Source organism: bacterium, from assembly GCA_021158245.1.
Lineage (GTDB): Bacteria > Zhuqueibacterota > QNDG01 > QNDG01 > QNDG01 > QNDG01.
Genome location: JAGGVB010000092.1, coordinates 1 through 25,096, shown reverse-complemented (window position 1 = coordinate 25,096; position 25,096 = coordinate 1). Strand labels below are relative to the sequence as shown.

Sequence of the window (25,096 nt, the reverse complement as noted above, 5' to 3'; positions counted from 1 at the left end):
TGGAGTAAATCCATAGAAGGTATTCTGTCCCGCAGTACAGGTTATGATCATATTCATAAATTCTGGCAGCAATGTGTAAATAAAGTTAAAGCGGGTTACCTGCCCCTATACTGCAACAGATCGGTTGCAGAGCAGGCTCTTATACTCTGGATGGCTCTGTTGAGGAAAGTACCTCAGCAGACAACTCAGTTTCTTTCTTTCCGGAGAGACGGCCTGACAGGCATCGAAGCTGTGTCAAAAAAAGTTCTGGTTGTAGGAGTAGGCAATATCGGGCACGAGATTGTCAAGATTGCAAGAGGACTTGAAATGGATGTTGAAGGTGTAGATATATTAAAAAAATATGATGATGTCCATTATGTACAAATTGAAGAAGGAATTAAAAAAGCTGACATTATTGTCTGTGCAATGAATCTTACAAATGAAAACAGAGATTATTTTTCATATGAGCTTCTGAAAAAATCAAAAAAAGGCGTAATTTTTATAAATATAGCAAGGGGAGAACTCTCTCCTCCTGAACCGCTCCTGAAATGCATAAAAGATAAGCATCTTGGGGGAGTGGGAATAGATGTTTACGATCATGAGTCAGAGCTGGCAGTCTCATTAAGGACAGGGAAAAAGAGCAAAGATGAAAAAGTAAATGCTTACATGAATCTGATTAAATATCCGAATGTGATAATGACGCCTCATAATGCTTTTAATACCAGGGAGTCAGTAAAAAGAAAGTCTGAGCAGAGTGTACAGCAGGTTATTAATTTCCTTGGAAAAAGAGAATTTATCTGGCAGGTTCCGGATGTAAAATAATAGATAGTAATTTACAGAGAGAACCTTTTATTTTATAAATTTATTTCATCCAATGCATTTTATTATCAGGGCGCAGAAAATTTAACCTGCGCCCTGTATTCAATTGATTATTTGTTGAACCATTTTAAAATTGCATCTGCTGTTGCATTAATAAGCGGGTATGCAATAGGAGACGCAGTCAAAAGAGGATGAGTTCCAATCTGCAGCGTGTCAATCTCCATATCAGTCATTTGATTTTGAATCATTGCAGATAAAATATTTACAATTTCACCTACTGAGTCACCGCCTTTAACTTCACCTCCAAGCAGGGTGTGTGAATAACGTGAGAATAACAGCTTTACAAACATTTTACTTGCACCGGGAAGTTTGCCTGGGTGCCGGTCAAATGTTTCTGCAGTACCAACTACATAATCCACTCCAAGAGCTTCTGCATCTTTTTCAGTAAGGCCTGAAACTCCTACAGCTACGTTACCAATTTTAGTAGAGAATGATCCCAAAACCCCCATAAATTTTCTCATTACTTTAATGTCAAAGAGATTGGATCCTACAAGGCGGCCCTCTGCCATAGCAGTTGATGCGAGCATTATCTTACTGTAATCACCTGTATAGCAGTTCCTCTTTGCTGCACAGTCGCCTATTGCAAAGATATCTTTTTCCGATGTTCTGAGATATTCATCAACTATTATTCCATAATGTTCTTCACATTTAACCCCTATCTTTTTTGCCAGCTTAAGGTTTGGATGGTAACCGGCAGATACAATAATAATATCACTGCTAATTTTATCTCCATTATCAAGAATTACCCCGGATGCCTTTTCTTCCCCTGTGATTTCTTTAACTGAAACACCGGTTAATATATTTGCCTTAAGAGATTTAAGGGTTTCTTCAATAATTTTTCCGAATTCTTCATCCATAGCAAGGGGGAGAAGGTGATTGAGCCGCTCTATTAAAGTAACTTTTTTCCCGCTTTTAAGAAGCTCATCTGCCACTTCGAGGCCGATAAATCCTCCTCCGATAATAATTACACTTTCTTTGTCTTTGATATCGTCCTTTAATGCTGCAAGATAATCTCTATCCTTTTTAATGTAGTAGATTCCGTCAAGATCAATTCCCTTGATGGGAGGTTTAAAAACTGAAGAACCTGTTGCAAGAACCAGTTTCTCAAATTTAAGCTTATCACCGTTTGCAAAAAATAATGTGTGGTCAGCTGCATCAATAACTTCACCCACTATGATATCAATATTTTTACTTTTCAAGGGATTGTCAGGCAGGATATTGTTGTCCAGACTTTCCAAAGAGTGTAAGATATAGGGTATGCCGCATGGAATCATTGTTATTTGTTCTTTTCTTATAACAGCAATTCTCTTCGTTTTATAAGTATTTCTTGCAGATATTGCAGCAGTAAAACCTGCCGGGCCGCCGCCAATAATTACGATGTCATAATTTTCCATGATTTTCTCCTTTATTGATTAAAAGTTAACTTATTCCTTCGTTTATCCTATCTTTTTTCTTAGATGTCCTTGCATAATATGCTGTTTTCTCCACAGCAATAAGCATATCCCTGTTCTCAACATAAACATCATCGGGAAGATTCAGCTTAATAGGCGAATAGTTGAGAAATGCTTTAACTCCCGCGTTTAAAAGTTTATAAGCAATTTCCTGTGCATTATCCGGAGGTAAGGCAAGGATTGCAATGGAAATATTTTCTTTTTTAACAATGCTCTTAATTTTATCAGTATGATATGCTTTACATATATGCAGAACACTGTTTAATTTATCGGGATTATTATCAAAAGCAGCCTTTATCTTTAACATCGAAGATCTTTCATGTATGTAATTAATTACAGCCTTACCGAGCTGCCCGATTCCTACAACTGCAATATTCTGTACAGCAGGAGGGCATATTGCTTTATCAATTTCTTCAATAAGGTCTGTAATTTTATAGCCGTGTGACGAGGAGCCCGAGTATCCGATATTCATAAAATCCCGCCTTATTTGTGCAGAGGAAAAGCCGGTTATTTCCGAAAGGCGCCTTGAAACAATGTGAGTATTCCCCGGGCTCAAAAGGCTTTTAAGAGTCCACCTGTAAAGCAGAAGCCTTTCAAGCGTTTTAACAGGAATTTCTTTAATTTTATTCACAAAAAGCCCCTTCTTGTTCTTTAAATTAGGCTGTGAAATATTTCACAGGCAATATACTAACTAATTTCTCACAATGCAATAAAAAAATAAAATAATTATCTTGATTTTTCATTTCTCTATGATTAATATTTATACAACAGATATTTAAAGTATTTTATTATCAACAATTTTTTAATAAAATTTAACGGGAAAGCTTTCCAGGTTATTGTAAAGCAGTAATTAGATTTGCCTTGAAAAAACAGGAAAGGATATTTAGTGAAGTAAAAATTCATTAGATAGCGCATCTTTGTTTTGTCAGAATGTTTTTTTGATAAGCAAAGGAATTTAAATACTATTAAAATTTATCCTGAATTCTTGCTTCTGTTTGAGGTGTACAATTCAGCACCTCTTTCTATCTTATGTTATGGGACAATACTTTCAAATCCACAGAGAAAATCCTCAGGTACGCCTGATAAAGAAAACCGCAGAGATACTTGAAAAGGGCGGAATCATTGTTTACCCTACTGATTCTACATATGCTGTAGGATGCCTGCCTGGGAAAAAAGAGGCGCTTGAAAGGATATGCAGGATAAGGAATATTGATGAGAAACATAATTTTACTTTAATGTGCAGAGACATAAAAGAAGTTTCCAGATATGCATGGTTCGATACTCCTCAGTTCAGACTGTTGAAAGTAAGAACTCCAGGCCCGTATACATTCATAATGAAAGCTACAAAAGCTGTTCCGCGCAGGCTGCTGCATCCTAAGAAGAGAACAATAGGAATAAGAATTCCTGATTGCCGGATTGTTCATGCAATTCTCGAAGCAGTGGATGATGCATTAATTACAACTACATTTATTCTTCCTGATAATGGCTTGCCTGTTTCATATCCGGAAGAAATTCAGGATTATATTATAAACAAAATAGATATTATCCTCGATGCCGGAAAGATGAGGGATGATTTAACAACAATTGTTGATTTAACTGCAGAGACTCCTGTTATTTTAAGACACGGAATCGGGGATTTTGATTTTGAACCCTAATTACCTATGTACGGAGGCGAGACATGATCAGAGATACTAAAAGCCATATTATAACGGTGATTTTATTATTTTTAAAATAGAAGCAAAGGAGAGGCTGTTATGAAAATAAAAAATATTTGTTTTTTGTTTGGTTTTATCCTGCTTTCAGGAGGAAATATTGTAAAAGGACAGTCTGTTTATAAAAATAATTTTGCACATACATTTTCCATAGTTGCATGGGATTCTGATACAGGAGAAATGGGTGTAGCAGTTCAGTCCCACTGGTTTTCTGTCGGCACACTTGTTTCCTGGGCAGAACCAGGTGTGGGTGCTGTTGCCACGCAGTCATTTATCAATGCATCATTCGGCCCGAGAGGCCTGGACCTTCTCCGCGAAGGTAAAACAGCACGGGAAGCATTGGATATTCTCATTAAGTCAGATGAGGGGCGAGATGTACGCCAGCTCGCTATTGTTGACTGCAGGGGAAATGCAGCAGCCTATACAGGGAAAAAATGCATATCAGAGGCAGGGCATTATATCGGAAAACATTTTTCAGTACAGGCAAATATGATGCTTAAAAGTAGTGTATGGCCTGAAATGGCAAAAGCTTATGAAGAGTCAAAGGGTATGCCTCTTGCGGAAAGGCTTGTTGCTGCACTGGAGGCTGCCCAGGGCGAGGGTGGAGACATAAGGGGAAAACAGTCAGCTGCCCTGATTGTAGTAAAGGGCATATCAACAGGTAAAATATGGGAGGACAGGCTCATTGATTTAAGAGTAGATGATGATCAGAACCCTGTAAAAAAGATTAAGCGTCTTTTAAAACTCCACAGAGCATATAATCACATGAATGCCGGTGATCTTGCCGTTGAAAAGAATAATACTGATCTTGCTTTAAAAGAGTACAGTACTGCAGAAAAAATGTTTCCTGAAAATCTTGAAATGAAATACTGGCATGCTGTCTCTCTTGCAAATATGGGAAGAGTAGATCAGAGCCTCCTTATCTTTAAAGAGGTATTTAGCAAGAATGAGAACTGGAGGGACCTGACTATACGTCTTCCTGCGGCAGGATTATTAAAAGTAAGTTCTTTTGAGTTTAAAAAGATAACAAATATTAAATGAATTCTCAAAGTGCAAATGTACTTTAACTGCTGTAAATTTCGGAGTGATTATGAAAAAAGAGAATGAGCCCTTTTCCCCTGACAAGAATATTGTAGCGTACATAGAGAAGTCAGTAAAAGATTTAAAACCGGATGTCCCTGAACTTATTGAGTGGCATTCTTCATACATATCAAATCATAAGGAGAGGATTGCATTTGATTTGAAACTTGTAATGCAGAATGTACCTTCAAAATCACATATCCTGGAAATCGGTTCAATACCTCTTATGCTGACTGCTGCTTTGGCAAAATCTGATTTTTCTGTAACAGGTATTGATCTTGCACCGGAACGTTATAGTACATCCATTGAAAAATTGGGAATAAAAGTATTAAAGTGTGATATAGAGGCTGACAGATTCCCTTTTAATGACAAAATTTATGATGCAGTTGTATTTTTTGAACTTTTTGAGCATTTACGTATTAATCCTGTTGCTACAATGAAGGAGGTGTTTAGAGTACTTAAACCCGGAGGAGTGCTTTTGCTGTCAACTCCAAACCTTAAATCTGTTAATGGATTGAAGAATTATTTATTACGGAATCGTGTTTATTCGTGCTGCGGAGATTTATTTACTGAGTTCAGCAAGATAGAAAAATTGGGGCATATGGGGCATATACGGGAGTATACAAGCACTGAAATTACTGAGTTTCTGGAAAATATTGGTTTTAAAGTGGAAAAACTTGTTTTCCGCGGTACATATTCCAATGCTGTTTACAAGCTGTCTATTAAATTATTCCCTTCATTAAGGCCGTTTATAGCATATATTGCCCGAAAACCTGAATGAAATTTTGGTTCTGTTATGTTGAAATGCAAGGGTAATTTAAGCAAGTCTTGCATATAAAAAGAGATTATGATAATAAAATGCTTTGATTCAGTTTAAAGACAATTTCCACTAAATACTTATTCCCATTTCAGGAGATTTTTCTTTGCCGGGGGTTTTTCAAGGGCTTAATTTAAAAAAAGTTGAAAAGAGATATGCAGAGTTTTCTCATAATAAATAATAGTAAGATTATTGGTTTGATTTTTTTTGTGAACCTGATTACAGATCATTGTACGGCACTTTTTTTAAAAAAAAGTGCCCAAAAAACGCCGGCTGCTGCAAATCTCCTAAAAATGTCAAAAAACTCTCTGAATCAAATAAACTCGTCCCGATTTCTTTATCTGATTATAAATATAGTAAAATCGGGACTCAAACAGAATTTGATTCCGGGCGTTCGCTTTTCGTCATTTTTTTAACGGAGATTAGCAGATGCCGGCCTTCAAAGCTAACATTTTTTATAAAATCATTGCATAGTAGTCCATTTGCTTAAATTTAATATTTCCGGACATTACCCACTCGATTCGACATAGAGCATTTAATTTTTTATCTTTTCAATAGGGTTAACGATAGAAGGGCGGAAAAATTGTATTTTTTTTGCAATCTTGTCAATCGCCCAGAGCAAAAATTCTGAAATAATAAAAAATAGAAAGAACCCCGCAATACCGAGCCCGGGGTTGTCAGTAAATTTTTCTATTAATATGTAAGCTGCACCTGATATTAATAAAGGCAGTACAAAGATAAGAAACGCTGCGGTTACAACAGTTTTTGCAGGAGTTTCAACTTCCACATAATCTCCCGAAGATATTCTTATTCCGCTTGTATTTACATTAAGCCTTCTCAAACCTGAACCTGTGGTTCGGCAAACTTCGCTCATTGCACATGATTTACATCCCATGTGAGGTGTTAGTTCCACAACAGCCATATTGTCGTTTACAGTTATAATCTTCCCTTTTTCCCGCATTAAAAAGCCTCCGTAATTAATTTTCTAGTACCAATTTACTTGCTATTTAATCAAAAATCAAGAGTAAATTATAACAGTTATATGTTGAAATATTGGTCATTAAGTCTTACATTATAGAAATTATTTATACTGTTTATCGGAGATATTAATGCCGTTTCTGCATTTGCTGGGTATAAGCATAGGTCTTGGTATGGATGCGTTTGCAGTATCAGTGGCAAGCGGAATAAAATTAAAAGAGCTGCATATTGTCCACTCTTTCCGTATGGCGCTGTTTTTCGGTTTATTTCAGGCGGTTATGCCTCTAATCGGCTGGTACTTGGGGGTTAAAGTTGTTAATATTATAAAATCCTATGATCATTGGGTTGCATTTATTTTGCTTGCAGGTATAGGTATCAGGATGATACACGAATCCTTTAAACTTGAAGGCGATAAGAAAAGAATTAATCCTGCGGATATTCATGTACTGCTTTTACTCTCATTTGCTACAAGCATTGATGCTTTTGCAGTAGGGTTTACTTTTGCAATTTTTAATATTGATATTTTAATGCCTGTTATTTTAATAGGAGTAATTACATTTTTAATGTCTCTTGGAGGTGTGTATTTGGGACAAAAATTTGGAGGTTGGCTGCAAAAGTATATGGAAATCACAGGAGGGGTTATTCTAATACTTATCGGCTTAAAAATCCTTGTGGAACATCTATTATCAGGTTGAAAATAATATAGTCATAAAATGCTATGAAATCGATAATTAATAAGATTAAATTTGTAAATCCTGGTTTTATGGAAAAACTGTTTCCATGGGTTATGTGCTATGGGGACAGGGGGAAAAAAGAAATTTATCTTACGTTTGATGACGGGCCATATCCCGTGTACACATATCAGATTCTCGACATACTTGACAAGTATAATATCAGAGGCGTATTCTTTCTGGAAGGCAGCAAGGTTGAAAAATATCCCGAAATAGTTAAGGATATCTATGATCAAGGGCACATAGCAGGGAATCACAGTTATTCCCATCAGAGTTTATTATTTAAATCCTCAAACTTTATTTTGGAAGAGATCAGGAAAACTGATGATGTTATTAATGACATAACAGGGTTAAAACCTGTATTTTTCAGGCCGCCTTACGGAAGGTTTGATTTGAGGTTTAAAAGGATTATGCAGCAAACAGGGCACAAACTCGTTTTATGGAGCCTTTTATCCTATGACTATTCATGTATAAGAAAAGAGTCAATTTTTAATATTGTAAGAAAAAATGCGGTCTCAGGTTCAATTATTGTATTTCATGACGGGCTTGAAACAAGCAGAGTAACAATTGAAGTTATTCCTGAAATAATAGAGTATTTTTTAAATGAGGGATATATTTTTTCAGTTTTATAATAAAAATAATTTAGCGCGGGGAGAAGAATATGCATTCTGTACTTTTTTATCCTGACATTTTGATACGGCTTGGTGCTGCTGTACTTTTCGGGGGAGCAATAGGCCTTGAAAGAGAATTCCACGGAAGGCCTGCAGGTATAAGAACGCATATTCTTGTGTGCCTTGGTGCAACTATGATAATGCTTCTTCCTCAATTATTTCTGTCTCATAACAGTTTTTCTGAGGCCCGTATCGTAAGCGATCCCGGAAGGATAATTGCAGGCCTTGTTACTGGTATAGGTTTCCTCGGCGCCGGTGCGATTATTCGGATTGGAGATATGGTCAGAGGCCTTACAACTGCTGCAGGTATATGGTTTACAGCTGCTTTGGGTGCTGTTATCGGGTCCGGTTACATTGTGCTGGCATTGGTATGCACTGGTGCCGGTATGTTTATAACAATATTTTTCGATAAGATTGAAGAGAGGATACCTGATACTCAATATCGTGAATTTGTACTTACTCTGTCAAGGCTATCTCTGGAAACAAGTGAAAATGAATTGGAACGGATATTTTCTGATTTTGAAATGGACGTACTGGATAAATACTACAAATGGGAAAGAGAAGCTGATAAAGTAACTGTCCGGTTTATGATAAAAACCAAGAATGTAGCCAACGGAAGAGATGTTATTTCAGCTATTTCAGGAAAAGAAGGTGTTTCTACTGCAGTTTGGCAAAAATCTGTATAAATTATTCAAATCTTAAAAAGGAGTTTTGTATGAAAATGAGAGTACTGCCTATTTTTCTTGCTTTTCTCGCAATGGGTTTCGGCGATGCTGTAGGCCCTTTTGTAGGGCTTGCAAAAAATGAATTTGCACTGAGCAATACTATGGCGTTTCTTATTCCGTTTATGGGATTTATTATGTTCGGTATTCTTTCAGTCCCGGTCGGTATTTTTCAGGATAAAAAAGGGAAGAAATTTGTTCTTCTTATGGGGCTTGGTATTGCATTTATCGGAATTACTATTCCTGTTTTTGGATTAACGTCATTTCCTCTGTTTTTAATGACAGTATTTTTACTTGGCGCAGGTGCAACAATTCTGCAGGTAGCAGGAAATCCTATAATGCGTGATGTGTCGGAAGATGGAAAGTATTCCCGGAATTTATCACTTGGCCAGTTTGTGAAAGCAATAGGTTCTCTTACAGGGCCGGTTATTCCTGCTGTTGCTGCCCGTTATTGGGGGGTAAGCTGGAAGATATTATTTCCAATTTACAGTGTTGCACTTTTAATCACAATTATATCTGTTGCTTCTTTAAAAGTAGGTAAAAAGAGAGAGGAAGAATACGGAACCGCATCAATAAAATCCTCTATCGGATTGCTTAAGGACAGATATGTATTGACTATGGTATCTGCTATTTTTCTCTATGTCGGAGCTGAAGTTTGTATGAGCTCAGGTATTCCTCTTTACTTTGAAAGTAAGTTTGGAGTAAATATTGAAAAGCTGGGTATCCTCGGTACAGGCCTTTTTTTTACTGCTCTTGTAATAGGAAGACTTCTCGGTGGAGTCGTTCTGAACTGGGTGAGGCCCAAAAGATTTTTTATAGCAACAACAGCTCTTTCAATAGTATCAATACTTGGGCTTTTTGCAGGGATTCAGTGGGTCTCTGTTGTGTCGGTTTTTATTATTGGAATCGGATTTGCAAATATTTTTCCACTGATTTTTTCAATTACAGTTGATTCCATGCCCGAGAAAACAAATGAGTTGTCGGGACTTATGGTAACCGCAATAGTGGGCGGTGCTTTTATTCCTCTTTTAATGGGATTTGTTGCAGATAAAACATCTGTTGTAACAGGATTTATTGTTCCTCTTGCAGCTTTATTTTATATAGGCTGGGCGTCCGTTAGTCAAAGGGAAATTGCAAAATAATCTCCGGAGGAATTGACATGAATTATGATAGAGATGATCGTGTTGTGCTGACACTCGATGCAGGAGGTACAAATTTCGTGTTTTCTGCAATTCAGGCAGAAAGAGAAATTATAAATCCGGTAAGATTGCCCGCTTTTGGCAATGATATTGATAAATGCCTGAAAACTATTATAGAAGGATTCAGCATTATCTCAGAACAGGTTCAGGGAGATACAGCTGCAATTAGTTTTGCTTTTCCGGGTCCTGCAGATTATCCGAGAGGCATTATTGGTGATTTGGGTAATTTACCCGGGTTCCGCGGCGGTGTTGCACTAGGCCCAATGCTTGAAGATAATTTTTCTTTACCCGTTTTTATTAATAATGATGGTGATCTTTTTGCTTTGGGAGAATCTGTTGCAGGCCTGCTTCCTGAAATTAATCAGAAACTATTAGAAGTATCCAGCCCCAGAAGATACAATAACCTTATAGGCGTCACTTTGGGTACAGGTTTCGGGTGCGGCATTGTGAGGAATAATGAGCTTTTTTTGGGAGATAATTCTGCTGCAGGAGAGATTTGGCTAGTCAGGAGTAAACTACACAATAGTGCTTATGTTGAAGAGGATGTCAGCATCCGTGCCGTAAAAAGAGTGTATCAGAAATTGTCCGGCAGTTCCGATATACCGGAACCAAAGGAAATTTATGAGATTGCAACAGGGAAAAAAGAAGGAAATAGAGAAGCAGCTTTACAGGCTTTTAAAGATTTGGCTGTAAGTGTAGGTGATGCTCTCGCAAATGCCGTAACTTTGGTTGATAGTATTATAGTTATAGGCGGAGGGTTGACAGGAGCTTCAGCTCTTATTATCAATGATATTGTTAATGAGATGAACGGGACAATAGAGACAATTGACGGCAGGCCTGTAAACAGGCTTGTCAGCAGAGTTTATAATCTTGACGATAATGAGAATCTCAAAGAGTTCATAAACGGAGAACATAAAGAGATTACCGTACCTGTTTCAGGTAAGAAAATAATTTATGATCCCATAAAAAGAATCGGGATTGGTATATCAAGGTTAGGTACAAACCGTTCAGTTGCAATCGGGGCATATTATTATGCTCTGCAGAAACTTGATACACAGTAAATAGCTGCAGTTTTCTGCGAATTATGGCGGGATATTTTTATCCCGCCATTTTGTTATCCATTATTTAATATGGCCTTAAAATGACCATGTGGTTTGTTTTCGCCATTTATAATATATGGTTTTATAAGTTTGTTGTTTGCCATGTATGGATGTAAGTGCAATAAAAACAACGATAGTATCTAACTGCAAAAATATTTATTTAATGGCATTTTTTTTGCGTATAAGGTCTCTGAAATGTTACATTCCCGATTCCAGGAGGAGAACGATGAAAAGGAATAAAAGACTGTACTTTGCTATATCAGCAGGTTTGCTGCTTATTTTATCTTTTTATGAATTCGGAGCAGCTCAGACAAACATTATGCCGATGGGTAACTCTATCACATGGGGTAAGAAATTAAAGCAGGCTCCTACAGTAGATGGAACTCACGGATACAGAAATCTTTTATATGAGGGATTAGGAGGTAAAGATGTTGTGAATTTTGTCGGGCCATATCCCACAAATTCACAGTATATTGCTGAATATTTTGATCCGCCCTATGGAGGCTTTTTCCGGGACGGCGCCAGAATATCTGATTACCTGTCCGGTACAATAGGTTATAATCCTATACAGATGCTTATGGAAATGGATGTTGATTCTCTGCCTAAAATATTGATCCTTCACATAGGTACAAATGATATGCGTGATAATGAGGATATCGGCAATTATGATGAAGCCGGTACAATTGCGGAACGTTTGTATCTTCTCGTGAATGAATTGTTAAATTTTACCCGCAGCGGGCATACTATTGAAAATTTACTTTTATGCAAGATTATTCCTTTTGCTCCTTATGATGCGTATCCATCCCTTAATAAAAGAGTTGAAGACTACAATGCGGCTCTTGAAAGAATGGTTGAGGATATGCCTTCACCATTAAAGAACAGGATTACAGTTGTTGATATGTACTCATGGTTTTTACCAAATATAGATACATATTATACCTCTGATATAGACGGCACGCACCCTAATAGTACCGGTTATACAAAAATGGCTGATATTTTAAGTTACTATATAGGGCCGATTCTTTCTCCATCTGAACGTGATGAATTTACAGGCTCTTCAGGCCTTTTGAACGGAGTAAACGGATGGCATGCAGATGCGAGTTTGCGGCTTACAGGAAGCGGTACAATTTATTGTAACAGCAATTCCGGCTCATGGGATAATCTTGGAATTTGGGAAAACAGTCAGGGCGGGAATACTATCACAATTGGTTTTGCTGATAATTCATCCAATTTTAATGCTGTTGCTTTAGCTTTCGGCCTGAACAGTACAAATCCTGAAACCGCAGATGGGTACATGGCATGGATCACAGGCGGCCAATTGAGAATATGGCGTATTGTGAACGGTGTTGCCAGTACCAATGCTATTTACGGTTCGACATCAATACCAATGGCAGGCTACAGCGCAGGCGACAGCCTTCAGATTACGTACAGGCCTCAGACCGACTATAACTATTTTGATGTATCAACAGACGGAGGCCAGAGTAAAATAACTGTACGTGATAAAACAACGGATTTTGGCAAAGGTGATAATTTATATGCTGGAATAATGTTTAAAGTTAATTCCGGTGTGCCGCCGAATGCAGCAGCATTAGTTGATTTTATGAAAGTTAAAGAGGAACTTCCTGATAATACTGCTCCCGGCCAAATTGTTGATTTATATGCAACGCCTTCAGGGAACAATTCAGTGACTTTGAAGTGGACTTCAGTCGGAGATGATGGATACGCCCCTGAAGGAAGCGCATCGAGCTATGATGTAAGAATAGCAAAGTCTCCGATTGTAAGTGAGCAGGATTTCAGAAATGCTGAGGTTGTTCCCAGGGCACCGAAGCCATTCTCTGCAGGCACACCTCAGATATTTACATTATCCGGCTTGTTAAGCGGAGAGCATTACTATTTTGCAGTTAAAGCTGTTGATGAGCTTGGAAACAAGGGTAATATCTCAAACATGGCAGATGCTGTGACTGCAACTTCCGGTGTTGTGACTGCAACTTTTAATGGGGGAATGAGTGATTGGGCGTACGATACAAATACTTTCGGAGTTGTTGATGCCGGAGCACAGAAAGAATTTACAAATATAACAAATACAACAAATTGGCCGACGTCAGTTGCAGTTTATAAGGGCAGAACCAATCCTTCCACAGTAGAGGTTGTATGGGGCGAGCAGGTAACATCAGCTACTGAGGGCCAGAGAGAAAACGGCGGAGTTGCACTAATGCTTAACAGTCCTACAACTGATGCTGACGGATATTTTATTTTTGTGCATACACACCTGCACCAGATCCACCTTTGGTCATTGGTAAATGGCAATGTGGGCTCAGCGATTGATACAGTATCGTATGTATTAAAGGATAATAGCGGCCAGTATTTATTCCCTGAAGCAGATGATACATTGAGTGTTGTGCTTGACTGGTCTAACAGCGGATACAATAAATTTGAAATTTATGTTAACAGCAAACGTGCGGGTTCAGAGCCGCTGTATGATATGAGAAAACTTCAGTCTGGTAACGGGACAATGTATTCAGGACTCTTCCTTACAGGTTTTTACGGAGTTTCCGGCAGAAATAATAATGTTAAGGCGTTTATTACATATTCAGAAATAACAAGTGTCGGTGATTTTACTAAGGCGGTACAGGAACCGACAGAAGCTGAAGTTAATACTGTTTTACCTGGTAAATTAACGGTACTTTTGCAGGATGCAAATAGAAATCCATTAAGGGGAAAGCCAGTTTATTTTTCTGTTACTAAGAAGCAGGATGGGGGGGAAGTAACTGCACCGGAACCGGTTTTAGACCCTTACAGAATAGAAGCTGAGTGGGGGATTCCCGGTACAGTACCGAGTAAGGGAAGCGGAATAATGGAACTCCAATCTCACCCTTCTGCCTCCCGCGGTTCATATATAGCAGGTGTTGGAGATGTACAATCCTGTTATTATGAATATAAATTTACAGTACCTGAATCAAAAAGGTACTATTTCTGGGGGCGTGTAGTTGCACAGAATTTATTTAATTGTGTAATGTTTGTTGAGCTTGATGGTACTCCGAATCCATATTTCCAGTGGGGAGCTTTGAAACATAATTATTCGGGATATTCCACAAGTGATACAGACTGGAGGTGGTCAAAAATACAGGAATATTCATCAGGGGACTGGTTCAGCAGGGAGCTTGATGCTAATGAAGTTCATACTCTTCGTATCTATAAAGGGCATAACAATGTTAAACTTGATAAACTTATTATAACAAGTAATGAAGGCTATGTGCCTACAGGAATGGATACAGTGCGGACGATATTTACAGACGGAAATGGCGAGGCTTCAACAGAATGGACTCTCGGCAAAACAGCAGGGCTTAATGAGGTCCTGGCACGGGCCTATGGTACTGCTCAGACAGTGACATTCCAGACAACAGGGAAACCGGCTGCACCTCAGTCAATTTATGCTGATCCTGCAGAGCCCGGTTCCAAAACAGGAGTTGTCGGAGATACAGTCAGGTTCTCAGCAATACTTGAAGATCCTTACAGCAATATAACACCTGATATTCCTGTAACATGGAGTGTAACCCGCGGGAACGGAATTATTGTTAATCCCATTGATACTACCAATCAGGAAGGTAAGTCATTTGTGCGCTATGTAATAGGCGATCAGGATACAATTCAGCAGATAAAACCGGTTTTTCAGGGGTATATGGGAGTTGACGTTCTATTCCAGGTTAAAGTCACTTCAGGACTCGTTAAACAAGTTACAAGCATGGTACAAAAAACAGAGCGGCATTTTTCCGGGCACACATATCCGAATTTTCTTAAGGTAAAAGTAATCAATGACCAGGGAAAAGCTGTTGAAGGGACAGGGGTTACATTCTCTGTAACAAAAGGTTCCGCTTCAGTGGGAGTTCAGCCGAAATTTACAAATAGTGAAGGAATAGCGAGTGATACGCTATTCTGTGCAGACACTTCTACAGTCGTTAATATAATGGCCTCTGTTGCAGGTATACAAACAACGGTCGTTGTAGATTCTATTTTTTACAAAGGCGACAGGTTAATGCCATGGGGTGGGGGAACAAAAGGGTATGTTGACAGCCTTCTTACAACTCCGCTAAAGGTAAGAATTGTAGATGATGAGAATCTTCCTGTTAATAACCATCCGGTTATATTTAAGACTTTCGGAAATGGTTTCAGGTTTCCTGACGGTAGTAAAGAAATAATTGCCAAGACTGACATTAACGGTGTGGCTCGTATAAATATAAGATTAGGAGCTATTCACGGGTACTATCCGAAAATTGTCGGAGCCTGGGCGGATAACGGATTCCATACAATTCCTGATACTGCCTGGTTTAATATAACGGCAAAGTCGTTTGCGGCATTTCTCTATTATATTAGCGGTGATAGTTCTTCAGGTATTGTAGGTGAAGAGATGCCTGACCTTGTTGTAAAAATGACAGATGTCAATAATAATCCTGTAAGTGCGCAGCCGGTTAAATTTGCTATAAAAAATGGGGGAGGCCATTTTTCAGGGACATTAGATCCGGTTGTTACAAGATTTACAAACGGTGACGGAATAGCACGAATTACTTATACGCTTGGCCCCGAAGCAGGCAATAATAATAATATTATTGAAGTTACTGCAACGAACGGGGAAAGACAGCTTACAAATTCTCCAATCGTGTTCAAGTTGTCTGCCAAATCTTCAGATGCGTCTATGATATCAGCGTATCATGCGGCAGATACTACATTTACAGGAGTGGCAGGAAAACCTCTTGAACAGCCTGTTCGTGTACAAATTGTTGATGTACATGGTAACGGTGTTGCAGGAGAGGATGTTACTTTTACTGTCCTAAAGGGCGGCGGTACTCTAGATGATAATGGCGTAACTACAAAAACTGTTACTGTAGATAAGGCGAGCGGTATTGCTGAAATTACATGGATTTTGGGTACTGATGTACAAATTGATACACTTAATAATACACTTAAAGCAGAAGCTTCAAACGGGCTTGCTTCTCTTGCAGGATCTCCGGTAAAATTTTATGCTTCGTTAATACCTGATTCCGTAAGCAGTACAATGTCAAAGATTTCAGCAACTCCGCAGGTTTATGCTCTTGAAACAGATACCTGCTGGATAGCAGTAACTCTTACCGACGCTTACGGCAATCCTGTACAAGGCAAACATGTACGTTTAAGTGTTTCAGGAGGATCTAAAAACTTTATGCATGACCCTGTTGCGCCCACAGATGTTAATGGAAAAACATTAGGGTATCTTCAGTCTCTTACTGCAGGGAAAAAATATATTACAGCTTATGATGTTGAAGACAACATCCACCTTGAGTCAACCGTAGAAGTTGTATTTCTTGCAACGGATGCTTCACAGCTTTCGCCTGTCTCTGATAAAAATAAAGTGAGAACTGGAAATGTCGGGACTATTTATCAGGATTCTATTATGGTTCAGGTTCTTGACCAGAATAATAACGGCGTTGCTTCAAGTTCTGTTTTGTTCGAAATAATTCAGGGCGGAGGCAGGATCATTGAAGATCAGCCTATTGTTACTAATGATGAAGGATATGCATGGGCACATGTAGTTCTCGGGCCACAGCCGGGTGAGAATGAATTAACCGTTTCAGCACGAAATCAGCAGGGGAACCATCTTGAAAACAGCCCTGTTATCTATAAAATTGAAGGCAAAGAAGGCACTCCTGTTCATATCATCGCTGAAGGAGATGTTGACCTTGGAGGGCAGGCAGGGCGGAAACTTGATACTCCTCTATCTGTTAAAGTCCTTGATATATCAGGATATCCGGTGTATGGAGTACCAATAAAATACTCATTAGTTCAGGGAAACGGGTCATTTTTGACATCAATGCCGGTATTAACAAATGAGTATGGGCTTGCCAATGTATGGTTTGTTGCTGATACGATTTCAGGAAATACAAGTTATATTGAAGCAGAAGCTCAGGGAATAACTCTATCCGGCGAACCTGTATTATTTACTGTTTTAAGTAATTCAGGACCTGCGAGAAAATTAACAATGGTTGCCGGGAATAATCAGACTGGATATCTTGGTGAACAGCTGCCCGAACCGTTAAAAGTGAAAATAACAGATGATTATGGAAACCCCGTTTCAGATTTTTCAGTTACCTTTAATATCCTGAAGGGGGATGCAAAAATCGAAGGGCTGAAGAGTGTAATTAAGAAGACAGGTTCAACAGGTTATGCATCTGCCAAAATTACTCTTGGGGATACAGCAGGTGTTATTACAGTTGAGGCAGTTGCTCCGTACATGGCCGGATCGCCTTTTGTATTTAATGAATTGTGCCAGTCCAATAAAGTACAGAAAATAGTTAAGCTTGATGGGGAATTTTCCGAAGGTTTTCTGAAATCAGGTGATTTGCAGAAAGGTGCGATTGGCAAATTATTTGTTGATCCTTTAAGGGTCAAAGTGATAGATGAATATGGTAATCCTGTTCCGAATAAGACTGTGAGATTCAATAAAGAATCAGGCCCGGGTTCGATTAGCGGAACAAATTATGTGAGAAGCGACAATAATGGAATTGCTTCAATATTTATCAAGGCCGGAGCAACAACCGGACAGACTGTAATTTCTGCGTTTCTAGGGAATACAGTAGTATTTAATCTTGAAACTGTTTATAATTCATCTTCGCCTACTTTGAATAGAGATGATATGAAGTCAGATTACTACCCTCAGGAAGATGAAGAGTTTATAATCGGCCTTGTTGCTAATCCTGATCCAGACGGAGACGGGCTTTCATTTCAGATGGGTAATTTATTTCCGCCATTAGGTTCAAAAGTAGAAAAACAGACGGATATGACTGCTGTATTCAGATGGACTCCGACATATGAACAGGAAGGAAATTATTCAATTATTCTTCGTGTCAGAGATGGTAAGGGCGGATGTGATGCAGACACTATTTCACTCCATGTCACAAAGGCAAACAGGTTCCCTGTAATTGTATCAACAGTCCCATCTGATAGAGATACGTCAATAATTGGTGGACAAACTATTACGTTTATGGTTAATGCAAGTGATCCGGATAAGGATCCGCTTCATTATAATTGGAAAATTGATGGTACTTCAACAGGAAGTGATTCCCCAATATTAGAACATATGTTCCCGTACAATTTTACTGGACAGCAAATTGTTTCAGTAATTGTAAGTGATGAAATAGGTTACAGTAATGACAGTCAATTCCAGTGGAATGTATCTGTCAAAGTTGCTGTCCAGTTCGCAGACTTCGGTGCTGCTTTTGATCTACTATCAAGGCGGATCAGAATATTTTGGGAAACTGTTTACGAAGAAGGAAATAAAGGATTCCTGGTTTATAGAAGTAAAACAGAAAATGGAGAATACTCTCCGGTAACAGAGGATATTATCCCGTCAAGTACAGATCGGTTATATGAATTCTTTGATAAGAATATAATAGTAGGACAAACCTATTATTATAAGATAATTGACGTGGGGGCAAATAATGCACAGCGGCAATTCGGCCCTGTAAGAGTTACAGTACCTTTACCAACGAATTTTGTTTTGGGGCAGAATTATCCGAATCCGTTCAATCCGGGAACAAAAATATTTTATCAAATATCAGATGCCGGAAGAGTCAGCTTGTCTGTTTACAATATGATGGGCCAGAAGGTCGCTACTCTTGTTGATCAGCATCAGGCTCCAGGATATTATAATGTTGAATGGAATGGCCTCGGTAATGACGGTAACGAGGCTTCTACCGGGATATATATTTATCGGCTGGAATGTGCAGGAAAAGTTATTACAAAACGTATGGTAAAAATGAAATAACAAGTGCAAAAGAGGGTTGAATTCAGTAAATTAAAAGGGCGGCTTTTTTAAAAAGAGTTTGCCCTTTTCCCTGTAGAATAATTTACTGTAAGGCAGCAGGATGGTTCGGAATAAAAATGCATTGATTATAATACTTTTTTTAATTTCAGCCTCTTCCTCATACAGCTTTGAGGGATTTGTACACCGGGTAATTTTGCTTGGTAATTCTATAACAGTTGGGAAAGGAAGTCCAGACGGGCTTGGTTTCAGAGATGAACTGTACTATAGATTGAAAAATATCGGCTTTCCGTTAGTTCTTGTGGGATCAGCAGGTATTAATCCGTTTAGGGGGCATTATAAATCAGGAGCAGTTATTGGAGATTTTTATTCCGGAATAGCCGGTAATGCTTCATTTAATGTAGGGCCTGATATGTCAAGATACAAGCCTACAATTGCGGTAATTCATCTTGGGACAAATGATTTTTGGCTGGGCGGAGAAGTAATCCCTTATTCCTACGACGGAGGATTAACTTTTAACAGAAGTGTATCAGGGAGGCTTGGCCATCTTATTGAGTTTCTTTTAAATTGGCATAACGGAACAAAAGGAAATGACCTGCAAACAATTTTTGTCTGCAAAATTATTCCCAAAAGGAGCAGGCATGTGCAGCAGATCGGAGAATTTAATGAAGCAGTGAGCCAGATTGTGGAAGCTGCAAACAGGGGAGAACTGGCGACTATCCCTCCAGGTATCTTAAAACTTGTTGATCAATATTCAACATTTGATATTAAAACTATGCTGTCTCCTGATGGTACACATCCGAATCGCAAGGGTTATCTGCACATGACAGACATATTTTTTGACGCATTTATGACCCTTCCTCTTTACCTTAATCCATCGGGGAAAAAAGAATTTGAGGAATATACGGGTAAATTTATAAGAGATTCGATTAAGGTAAAAATAACAGATGGATTCGGAAAGGGAGTGGGAAATGTCCCTGTTCAGTTCCGTGTTAAGGAAGGCGATGCTGTTTTGGCAGGCAGCAGTAAAGTCTATACTGATACTATGGGAATAGCGTTTATTGACTCGGTATTCATGGGTAATGCGGATTCATCTTTAATTATAGCTTTTTCTTCCGGGCTTATAGATTCTACGGAAACTTTTATTCTTAAACCGCGTTCCTATAGAGAGATATCAGGAGAAGTAGTTTATTTTTCTTCAGGATTGCCGGTAAGCAATGTATACATGCAAAGTGATCAAAGTATTGAGAATAATGTATTTTCTGATGATAACGGACGATATATGATGAGTGTGCCGATAGAGACAACTGCAGTCAGAATCACTCCTTTTAAGGATAATACGGATACGGAAATATCAGCTTTTGATGCTGCTTTAACTGCACGCTATGCCATGGGGATTGATACTTTGGGATATATGGAAAAGCAAGCGGCAGATGTGGATGGTGATAGTCTTGTCACTATTAATGATGCTTTGGAAATTCTTAATCATGTTGTAGGCATTGATACTGCAAACAGTCTTATAGGCAGATGGGTTTTTAATCCTCCTTCAGTGCAGTTGAATTCATTAACAAAAGATACAAGTGCAGAAGTTATTTATGCTGCAGTAAAAGGAGATGTTAAGGGCGGCTGGAATAATCAGGGCCTTTCAGGCCTGTACTCGGTTTCTCTTGGCTCACAGCAGAAGAATTATAAAGAAGACGGATATTACATAGTACCTGTGTATATCAAGGGTGCGGGCCTGCTATCTTCAAAAGTGTCGTTGGAGTTTAATCCCCATTCTTCAAAAATAATTCATATTTCGCCTGCAGTACCATTACTGACATTCCAAACAAATATTTCAGCAGACAGAGGCAAAGCTGTAATAGCTTTTTGCCTGAGGGATGAAGAAAATAACTCAGGGGACAGCCCTATTTTAAATATTAAGATTAAATCGAAAAATTCGGGGTCTTCTTATATTAAAATTGATGATGCTTTTGTAAATGGTTTTCACGCCTCTATTGAAAATAATTATTCGGCAGTAGAAGAAGAAAAGAATAAGAATATTGATCAGCCATGTGTTTATGTATATCCGAATCCTTTTAACAGCACATGTAATATTAATTATGTTCTTCTTAGACAAAGCCGGGTTTTAATCAAAGTTTATGATATTCTTGGAAGAGAAATTGTGGTACTTTTTGACGGAATAGATCAACAGGGGTGGCATTCTGTCATATGGGACGGTAAAAATTCAAATGGTGATAATGTTATGTCCGGTATATATTTTGCGAGATTCAGCATTGATGAAAATGATTTTGTACAAAAAATTCAGCTAATACGTTAAAGGAGCTTTTTTTGAAGCAGATAAAAGAATATATGCGGATTGTACTTGTCTCTGTCCTGCTGTTTACAACATCTCAATTGCATGGATCAGATAATCATATCTGGAAAGGAAAAACTTTTGAATCAAAATGGGATAGAGTAAAAGAAAAAGCGAAAAGTATATTCTGGGGGGGAGTTGCTACACGGCTTCAGGCAAAAGATGAAATAATGGAAGTACTTTTAAAACAGGAAGATGGTTATCCGATTGTTTATGTTGATAAAAATGCTACGGGAAATGAAGACGGCAGTTCCTGGGAAAATGCTTTTACAGACATTCAGGACGCGGTAAACTACCTTTCAGATAAAGGGCTGGAAGGATGGGTATGGGTTGCAAAAGGATTATATTCAAGTCCAAAAAATCCGCGAAGCGTGGTTATTATAAAGCAGGGTGTTATGCTGTTCGGAGGTTTTAACGGTGATGAAACAAGAATTACGCAGCGTGATTCTGCTATGCATGAGACTATAATTCAGGGATGGGTCGGCAGTGAAGGCCGCGGCCAAAGGGGTGTTGATATGCAGCATTTAACCCTTTTGGATGGATTTACAATAAGGAGTTCGGGCTTTACAAGGGGAGTAGAATGGCAGTATTGGGGTGATAAGATTTCCGGAGGAGGAATAAGAACAAGATCGTGGCTTTCAATAATCCGAAACAACATTATTTATGGGAATCATGCAAAAGGCGGGGCTGCTATTGCAGTTTATGCTTTAAATGAAGATGATTCATATATATATGCCAGCCATAATGTGCCGGGTTATGATCCGATTATTGAGCATAATATTATGTACGAAAACCATGCCGTATGCGGTGCTGTACAGCTTAGAAATTCCGAAACTCTTTTTTATCAGAATATACTGTATAATAATTTTCATATCCCTGACAATTCTGAAGATCGTTCCAAGGGCGTTGAGATGATTATGCATACTCATCTGCATGATCCTCCTATGATAATAAACTGTATCCTCTGGCATAATACGGGACACAGTTCATGGACTCCTGATCTTTATAATAATAAGTACCGAAGTAATCCGCCTGATTCAAAAGCAGATAGTTACTACAATTGTGTTGAGAAAGGAGGCTACGGTGAGGGGCTTGTTACGGTTGACCCTCAATTTGTAGATCCTGAAAATCACAATTTTACTCTAAAAAAGGGCTCTCCGTGTATTGATGCAGGTTATCCTGATGCACCGCCCGATCCTGACGGCAGCAGGTCTGATATTGGAATCCCGATTAGAAGATATCAACTTTTTATTGACAAAAGTGAAGCTGGAGGCATAATAAATTCTGATACATGGTATTATCCTGGAACCTTTGTTGATATTTCTATGGAAGAAGAAATACTAGATGCTGAAGGGACTACAAAATATGAGTTTGCTGGATGGGTAGGTGAAGGTGAAGGTTCTTATACAGGGCCCTCCCGTAAAGTGAGAATACAACTGCATTCCAATATAACCGAGAAAGTGGTTTGGAAAATTCAACACAAGCTTGAAGTTATTACAAATATAGACGAATACGATAAGAATCTCTGGTATGATGAGGACGACACGGTAACTATTGCTGTTCCGGCTCATATGGAGATAGCTAAGGAAGAGAGAAGAAAATTCATTTCGTGGACAGGTACAGGGAGTGGTTCCTATTCCGGAGAAGATACATCAACAACAGTAATAATGCATGACGCAATAAAAGAGAAAGTCAATTGGAAGACAGAGTTTTATGTGCAGATTTCAACGGAACATGGTGAAATTAATGGAGAGGGCTGGTACCAGGAAGGCTCAAATGCAGAGTGCTCTCTAGATTCATCTCTTATTGCAGGGATAAAAGGTGAAAGGTTTGTTTTTGAAGGGTGGCAAGGTTCCGGGCAAGGTTCGTTTACTGGTATGAATCTTTCCTATAATCTTATTGTATATAATCCTGTTATTGAGACTGCAAAATGGAAGACTCAATATTTTCTTACTGTTGATACAGAGAAGGGTAATGCAACAGGCCAGGGATGGTACGATGCAGATAGTACTGCAATCATTACAGTTGATACAATCGAAGCAGTAGATCAAACAAGACGTTATCATTTCTGGAAGTGGAAGGGTACAGGTTCAGAATCATATTCCGGCAGTACCGTCAGCCCTCATATTACCATTAAAAGCCCTGTTACTGAAAAAGCAATTTGGCGGCTTGAGTTCTGGAATAGAATCTCCATTGATCCGCCGGGAATGGGAAGTGTTTATCCTATATCAAATCAAGGGGGATGGTGGGCAAAAGGCGAAGAAATTCAACTTTTAGCAACGGGAAATGCAGATAGTGGTTATGGATTTGTCCGGTGGTCAGGAGATATGGAATCTAGTGCAAATCCGTTTATCTTTTCCGTTGATACAACTTTTAATCTCACAGCTCATTTCAAACTGGGAGATGTGCGAATAGAAACAGATCCGGAAGGGCTTCTTTTTAAAACTGATGGAAAAACCTACAAAGCTCCTAGAGTTTTTTACTGGCTTCCCGGAGAAAAACATACATTGGAAGGTGTTGAAACTCAATCAGTATCGGAAGATACCCAGTATGTGTTTGATCATTGGCAGCAGGGGGGCGGCAGAGAACAGGAGATTCAAATTCCTCAGGGAAAGATAACATTTAGATCAGTTTATAAAGAAAAATATGCAGTGAAAGTGATGTCTGATTTTAACAATGAGACTGTAAAAGGAACGGGATGGTATTTTAAGGGGAATAGTGCTGTCGTAAGTATTGACAGTATAGCATTATCTGACAGCAGCAACAGAAGATGCCGCTTTATTGAGTGGAAAGGGTCCGGATACGGAGCAGTTTCTGACTCCAGAACACAGATTACAATAACTGTTAACGGGCCGGTTACAGAACAGGCAGTATGGCATAAACAGTTCCTTCTCAATGCACAAACTTCTCCGCATTACGGTGGTACAATTAATTATGATCCTCAAGGCCAGTGGCATGACAGTACTACTACAGTTATTGTTCTTGCTGTACCTGCTGACACAAACTTTACGTTTACAGGATGGTCCGGATTTTATGACGGAACAGATAATCCTGTTAGTGTTAATTTATATCAACCTGTCAATTTAAAAGCGCATTTTTCGACAACATCTATCTTTCCTCCAAAAGTATCAGCAATGCCTAATGTTGCTATTTTGGAGGATGATACAATAAGGTACTCATATTTTAAACTCTACAAGTATGTTCAAGATTTAAATGATTCAATGGGTAATTTGAAATTTTCTACTCCGAATTCGCATTTTACTGCAGAAAATGATAAGGAAAAACTTGAAGTCAGGGTATGCCCTGATGCAAACTGGAATGGTACGGAAGATGTAGTATTTAAAGTCACAGATCCGTACATGCTTAGTGATTCCACGATTTTAAGAATAACAGTTGTCCCTGTATCTGATCCGCCAGGGGAATTTTCTTTGATAGAACCGGCAGACGGGTATATCCTGTCAGGCAATAATAACACAATTAACTTTACCTGGCATTCTTCTCAAAATGTGGATGTGGGAGATTCCATCTCTTATGTGTTTTATTTGAGCAAGGACTCTACTTTTTCGAGCAGCAATGTTCTTACGATTTCAACAGAAGATACGTCACTTTTTGTTAATTCATCAAAAATA

At 38.6% G+C, this 25,096-nt stretch carries 15 protein-coding genes; 12 read left to right on the top strand and 3 right to left on the bottom strand.

The window, feature by feature from the left end:
* A partial coding sequence (locus J7K93_05675; GenBank protein MCD6116483.1) for a hydroxyacid dehydrogenase occupies positions 1 to 801 on the top strand: 801 nt, incomplete at its 5' end.
* A 107-nt stretch (positions 802 to 908) separates the two neighbouring features.
* On the opposite strand, the gene J7K93_05670 is transcribed toward J7K93_05675, so the two are convergent.
* Complete coding sequence (locus J7K93_05670) at positions 909 to 2,252, bottom strand: FAD-dependent oxidoreductase (protein MCD6116482.1); 1,344 nt, start codon at positions 2,250 to 2,252, stop codon at positions 909 to 911.
* A 25-nt stretch (positions 2,253 to 2,277) separates the two neighbouring features.
* Positions 2,278 to 2,940, bottom strand: a complete 663-nt coding sequence (locus J7K93_05665) for a redox-sensing transcriptional repressor Rex (protein MCD6116481.1) — start codon at positions 2,938 to 2,940, stop codon at positions 2,278 to 2,280.
* Between the two features lie 403 nt (positions 2,941 to 3,343).
* Here J7K93_05665 and J7K93_05660 point away from each other — a divergent pair, with 403 nt between their 5' ends.
* The 3 genes from J7K93_05660 to J7K93_05650 all read left to right on the top strand — a co-directional run bounded on the left by J7K93_05660 (position 3,344) and on the right by J7K93_05650 (position 5,882).
* Positions 3,344 to 3,964, top strand: a complete 621-nt coding sequence (locus tag J7K93_05660; protein ID MCD6116480.1) for a threonylcarbamoyl-AMP synthase — start codon at positions 3,344 to 3,346, stop codon at positions 3,962 to 3,964.
* Positions 3,965 to 4,063: 99 nt separating this feature from the next.
* A complete protein-coding gene (locus J7K93_05655; GenBank protein ID MCD6116479.1) occupies positions 4,064 to 5,062 on the top strand; it encodes a DUF1028 domain-containing protein in 999 nt (332 codons plus the stop codon).
* A 49-nt stretch (positions 5,063 to 5,111) separates the two neighbouring features.
* The gene (locus J7K93_05650; protein MCD6116478.1) at positions 5,112 to 5,882 is read left to right on the top strand and encodes a class I SAM-dependent methyltransferase; all 771 of its coding nucleotides are present in this window, start codon (positions 5,112 to 5,114) and stop codon (positions 5,880 to 5,882) included.
* 571 nt (positions 5,883 to 6,453) lie between these two features.
* Here the strand turns inward: J7K93_05650 and J7K93_05645 are convergent.
* Positions 6,454 to 6,879, bottom strand: a complete 426-nt coding sequence (locus J7K93_05645; protein MCD6116477.1) for a SoxR reducing system RseC family protein — start codon at positions 6,877 to 6,879, stop codon at positions 6,454 to 6,456.
* 148 nt (positions 6,880 to 7,027) lie between these two features.
* Here J7K93_05645 and J7K93_05640 point away from each other — a divergent pair, with 148 nt between their 5' ends.
* From J7K93_05640 to J7K93_05605, 8 genes are all read left to right on the top strand, one after another.
* Entirely contained in the window at positions 7,028 to 7,591 is a 564-nt protein-coding gene (locus J7K93_05640) for a manganese efflux pump (GenBank protein MCD6116476.1), read from the top strand.
* A gap of 23 nt (positions 7,592 to 7,614) precedes the next feature.
* Positions 7,615 to 8,259, top strand: a complete 645-nt coding sequence (locus J7K93_05635; protein ID MCD6116475.1) for a polysaccharide deacetylase family protein — start codon at positions 7,615 to 7,617, stop codon at positions 8,257 to 8,259.
* A gap of 29 nt (positions 8,260 to 8,288) precedes the next feature.
* The gene (locus J7K93_05630; protein ID MCD6116474.1) at positions 8,289 to 8,984 is read left to right on the top strand and encodes an MgtC/SapB family protein; all 696 of its coding nucleotides are present in this window, start codon (positions 8,289 to 8,291) and stop codon (positions 8,982 to 8,984) included.
* Positions 8,985 to 9,013: 29 nt separating this feature from the next.
* The gene (locus tag J7K93_05625) at positions 9,014 to 10,162 is read left to right on the top strand and encodes an MFS transporter (protein ID MCD6116473.1); all 1,149 of its coding nucleotides are present in this window, start codon (positions 9,014 to 9,016) and stop codon (positions 10,160 to 10,162) included.
* Positions 10,163 to 10,179: 17 nt separating this feature from the next.
* Entirely contained in the window at positions 10,180 to 11,280 is a 1,101-nt protein-coding gene (locus tag J7K93_05620) for an ROK family protein (protein MCD6116472.1), read from the top strand.
* Positions 11,281 to 11,545: 265 nt separating this feature from the next.
* Positions 11,546 to 19,114 carry an Ig-like domain-containing protein gene (locus J7K93_05615; GenBank protein ID MCD6116471.1) on the top strand — a complete coding sequence of 2,523 codons (7,569 nt, stop codon included), beginning with the start codon at positions 11,546 to 11,548 and terminating at the stop codon, positions 19,112 to 19,114.
* Between the two features lie 100 nt (positions 19,115 to 19,214).
* Positions 19,215 to 21,431, top strand: coding sequence for a T9SS type A sorting domain-containing protein (locus J7K93_05610; GenBank protein MCD6116470.1), 2,217 nt, complete (start codon positions 19,215 to 19,217; stop codon positions 21,429 to 21,431).
* An 11-nt stretch (positions 21,432 to 21,442) separates the two neighbouring features.
* On the top strand, positions 21,443 to 25,096 hold a 3,654-nt coding region (locus J7K93_05605; GenBank protein MCD6116469.1), incomplete at its 3' end, for a hypothetical protein.

Bases quoted from the DNA above. Each gene is read 5' to 3' on its own strand.
- J7K93_05645 (MCD6116477.1), bottom strand. From the start codon at position 6,879: ATGCGGGAAAAAGGGAAGATTATAACTGTAAACGACAATATGGCTGTT.
- J7K93_05615 (MCD6116471.1), top strand. From the start codon at position 11,546: ATGAAAAGGAATAAAAGACTGTACTTTGCTATATCAGCAGGTTTGCTG.
- J7K93_05650 (MCD6116478.1), top strand. From the start codon at position 5,112: ATGAAAAAAGAGAATGAGCCCTTTTCCCCTGACAAGAATATTGTAGCG.
- J7K93_05610 (MCD6116470.1), top strand. From the start codon at position 19,215: ATGGTTCGGAATAAAAATGCATTGATTATAATACTTTTTTTAATTTCA.
- J7K93_05660 (MCD6116480.1), top strand. From the start codon at position 3,344: ATGGGACAATACTTTCAAATCCACAGAGAAAATCCTCAGGTACGCCTG.
- J7K93_05630 (MCD6116474.1), top strand. From the start codon at position 8,289: ATGCATTCTGTACTTTTTTATCCTGACATTTTGATACGGCTTGGTGCT.
- J7K93_05640 (MCD6116476.1), top strand. From the start codon at position 7,028: ATGCCGTTTCTGCATTTGCTGGGTATAAGCATAGGTCTTGGTATGGAT.
- J7K93_05655 (MCD6116479.1), top strand. From the start codon at position 4,064: ATGAAAATAAAAAATATTTGTTTTTTGTTTGGTTTTATCCTGCTTTCA.
- J7K93_05620 (MCD6116472.1), top strand. From the start codon at position 10,180: ATGAATTATGATAGAGATGATCGTGTTGTGCTGACACTCGATGCAGGA.
- J7K93_05670 (MCD6116482.1), bottom strand. From the start codon at position 2,252: ATGGAAAATTATGACATCGTAATTATTGGCGGCGGCCCGGCAGGTTTT.
- J7K93_05625 (MCD6116473.1), top strand. From the start codon at position 9,014: ATGAAAATGAGAGTACTGCCTATTTTTCTTGCTTTTCTCGCAATGGGT.
- J7K93_05635 (MCD6116475.1), top strand. From the start codon at position 7,615: ATGAAATCGATAATTAATAAGATTAAATTTGTAAATCCTGGTTTTATG.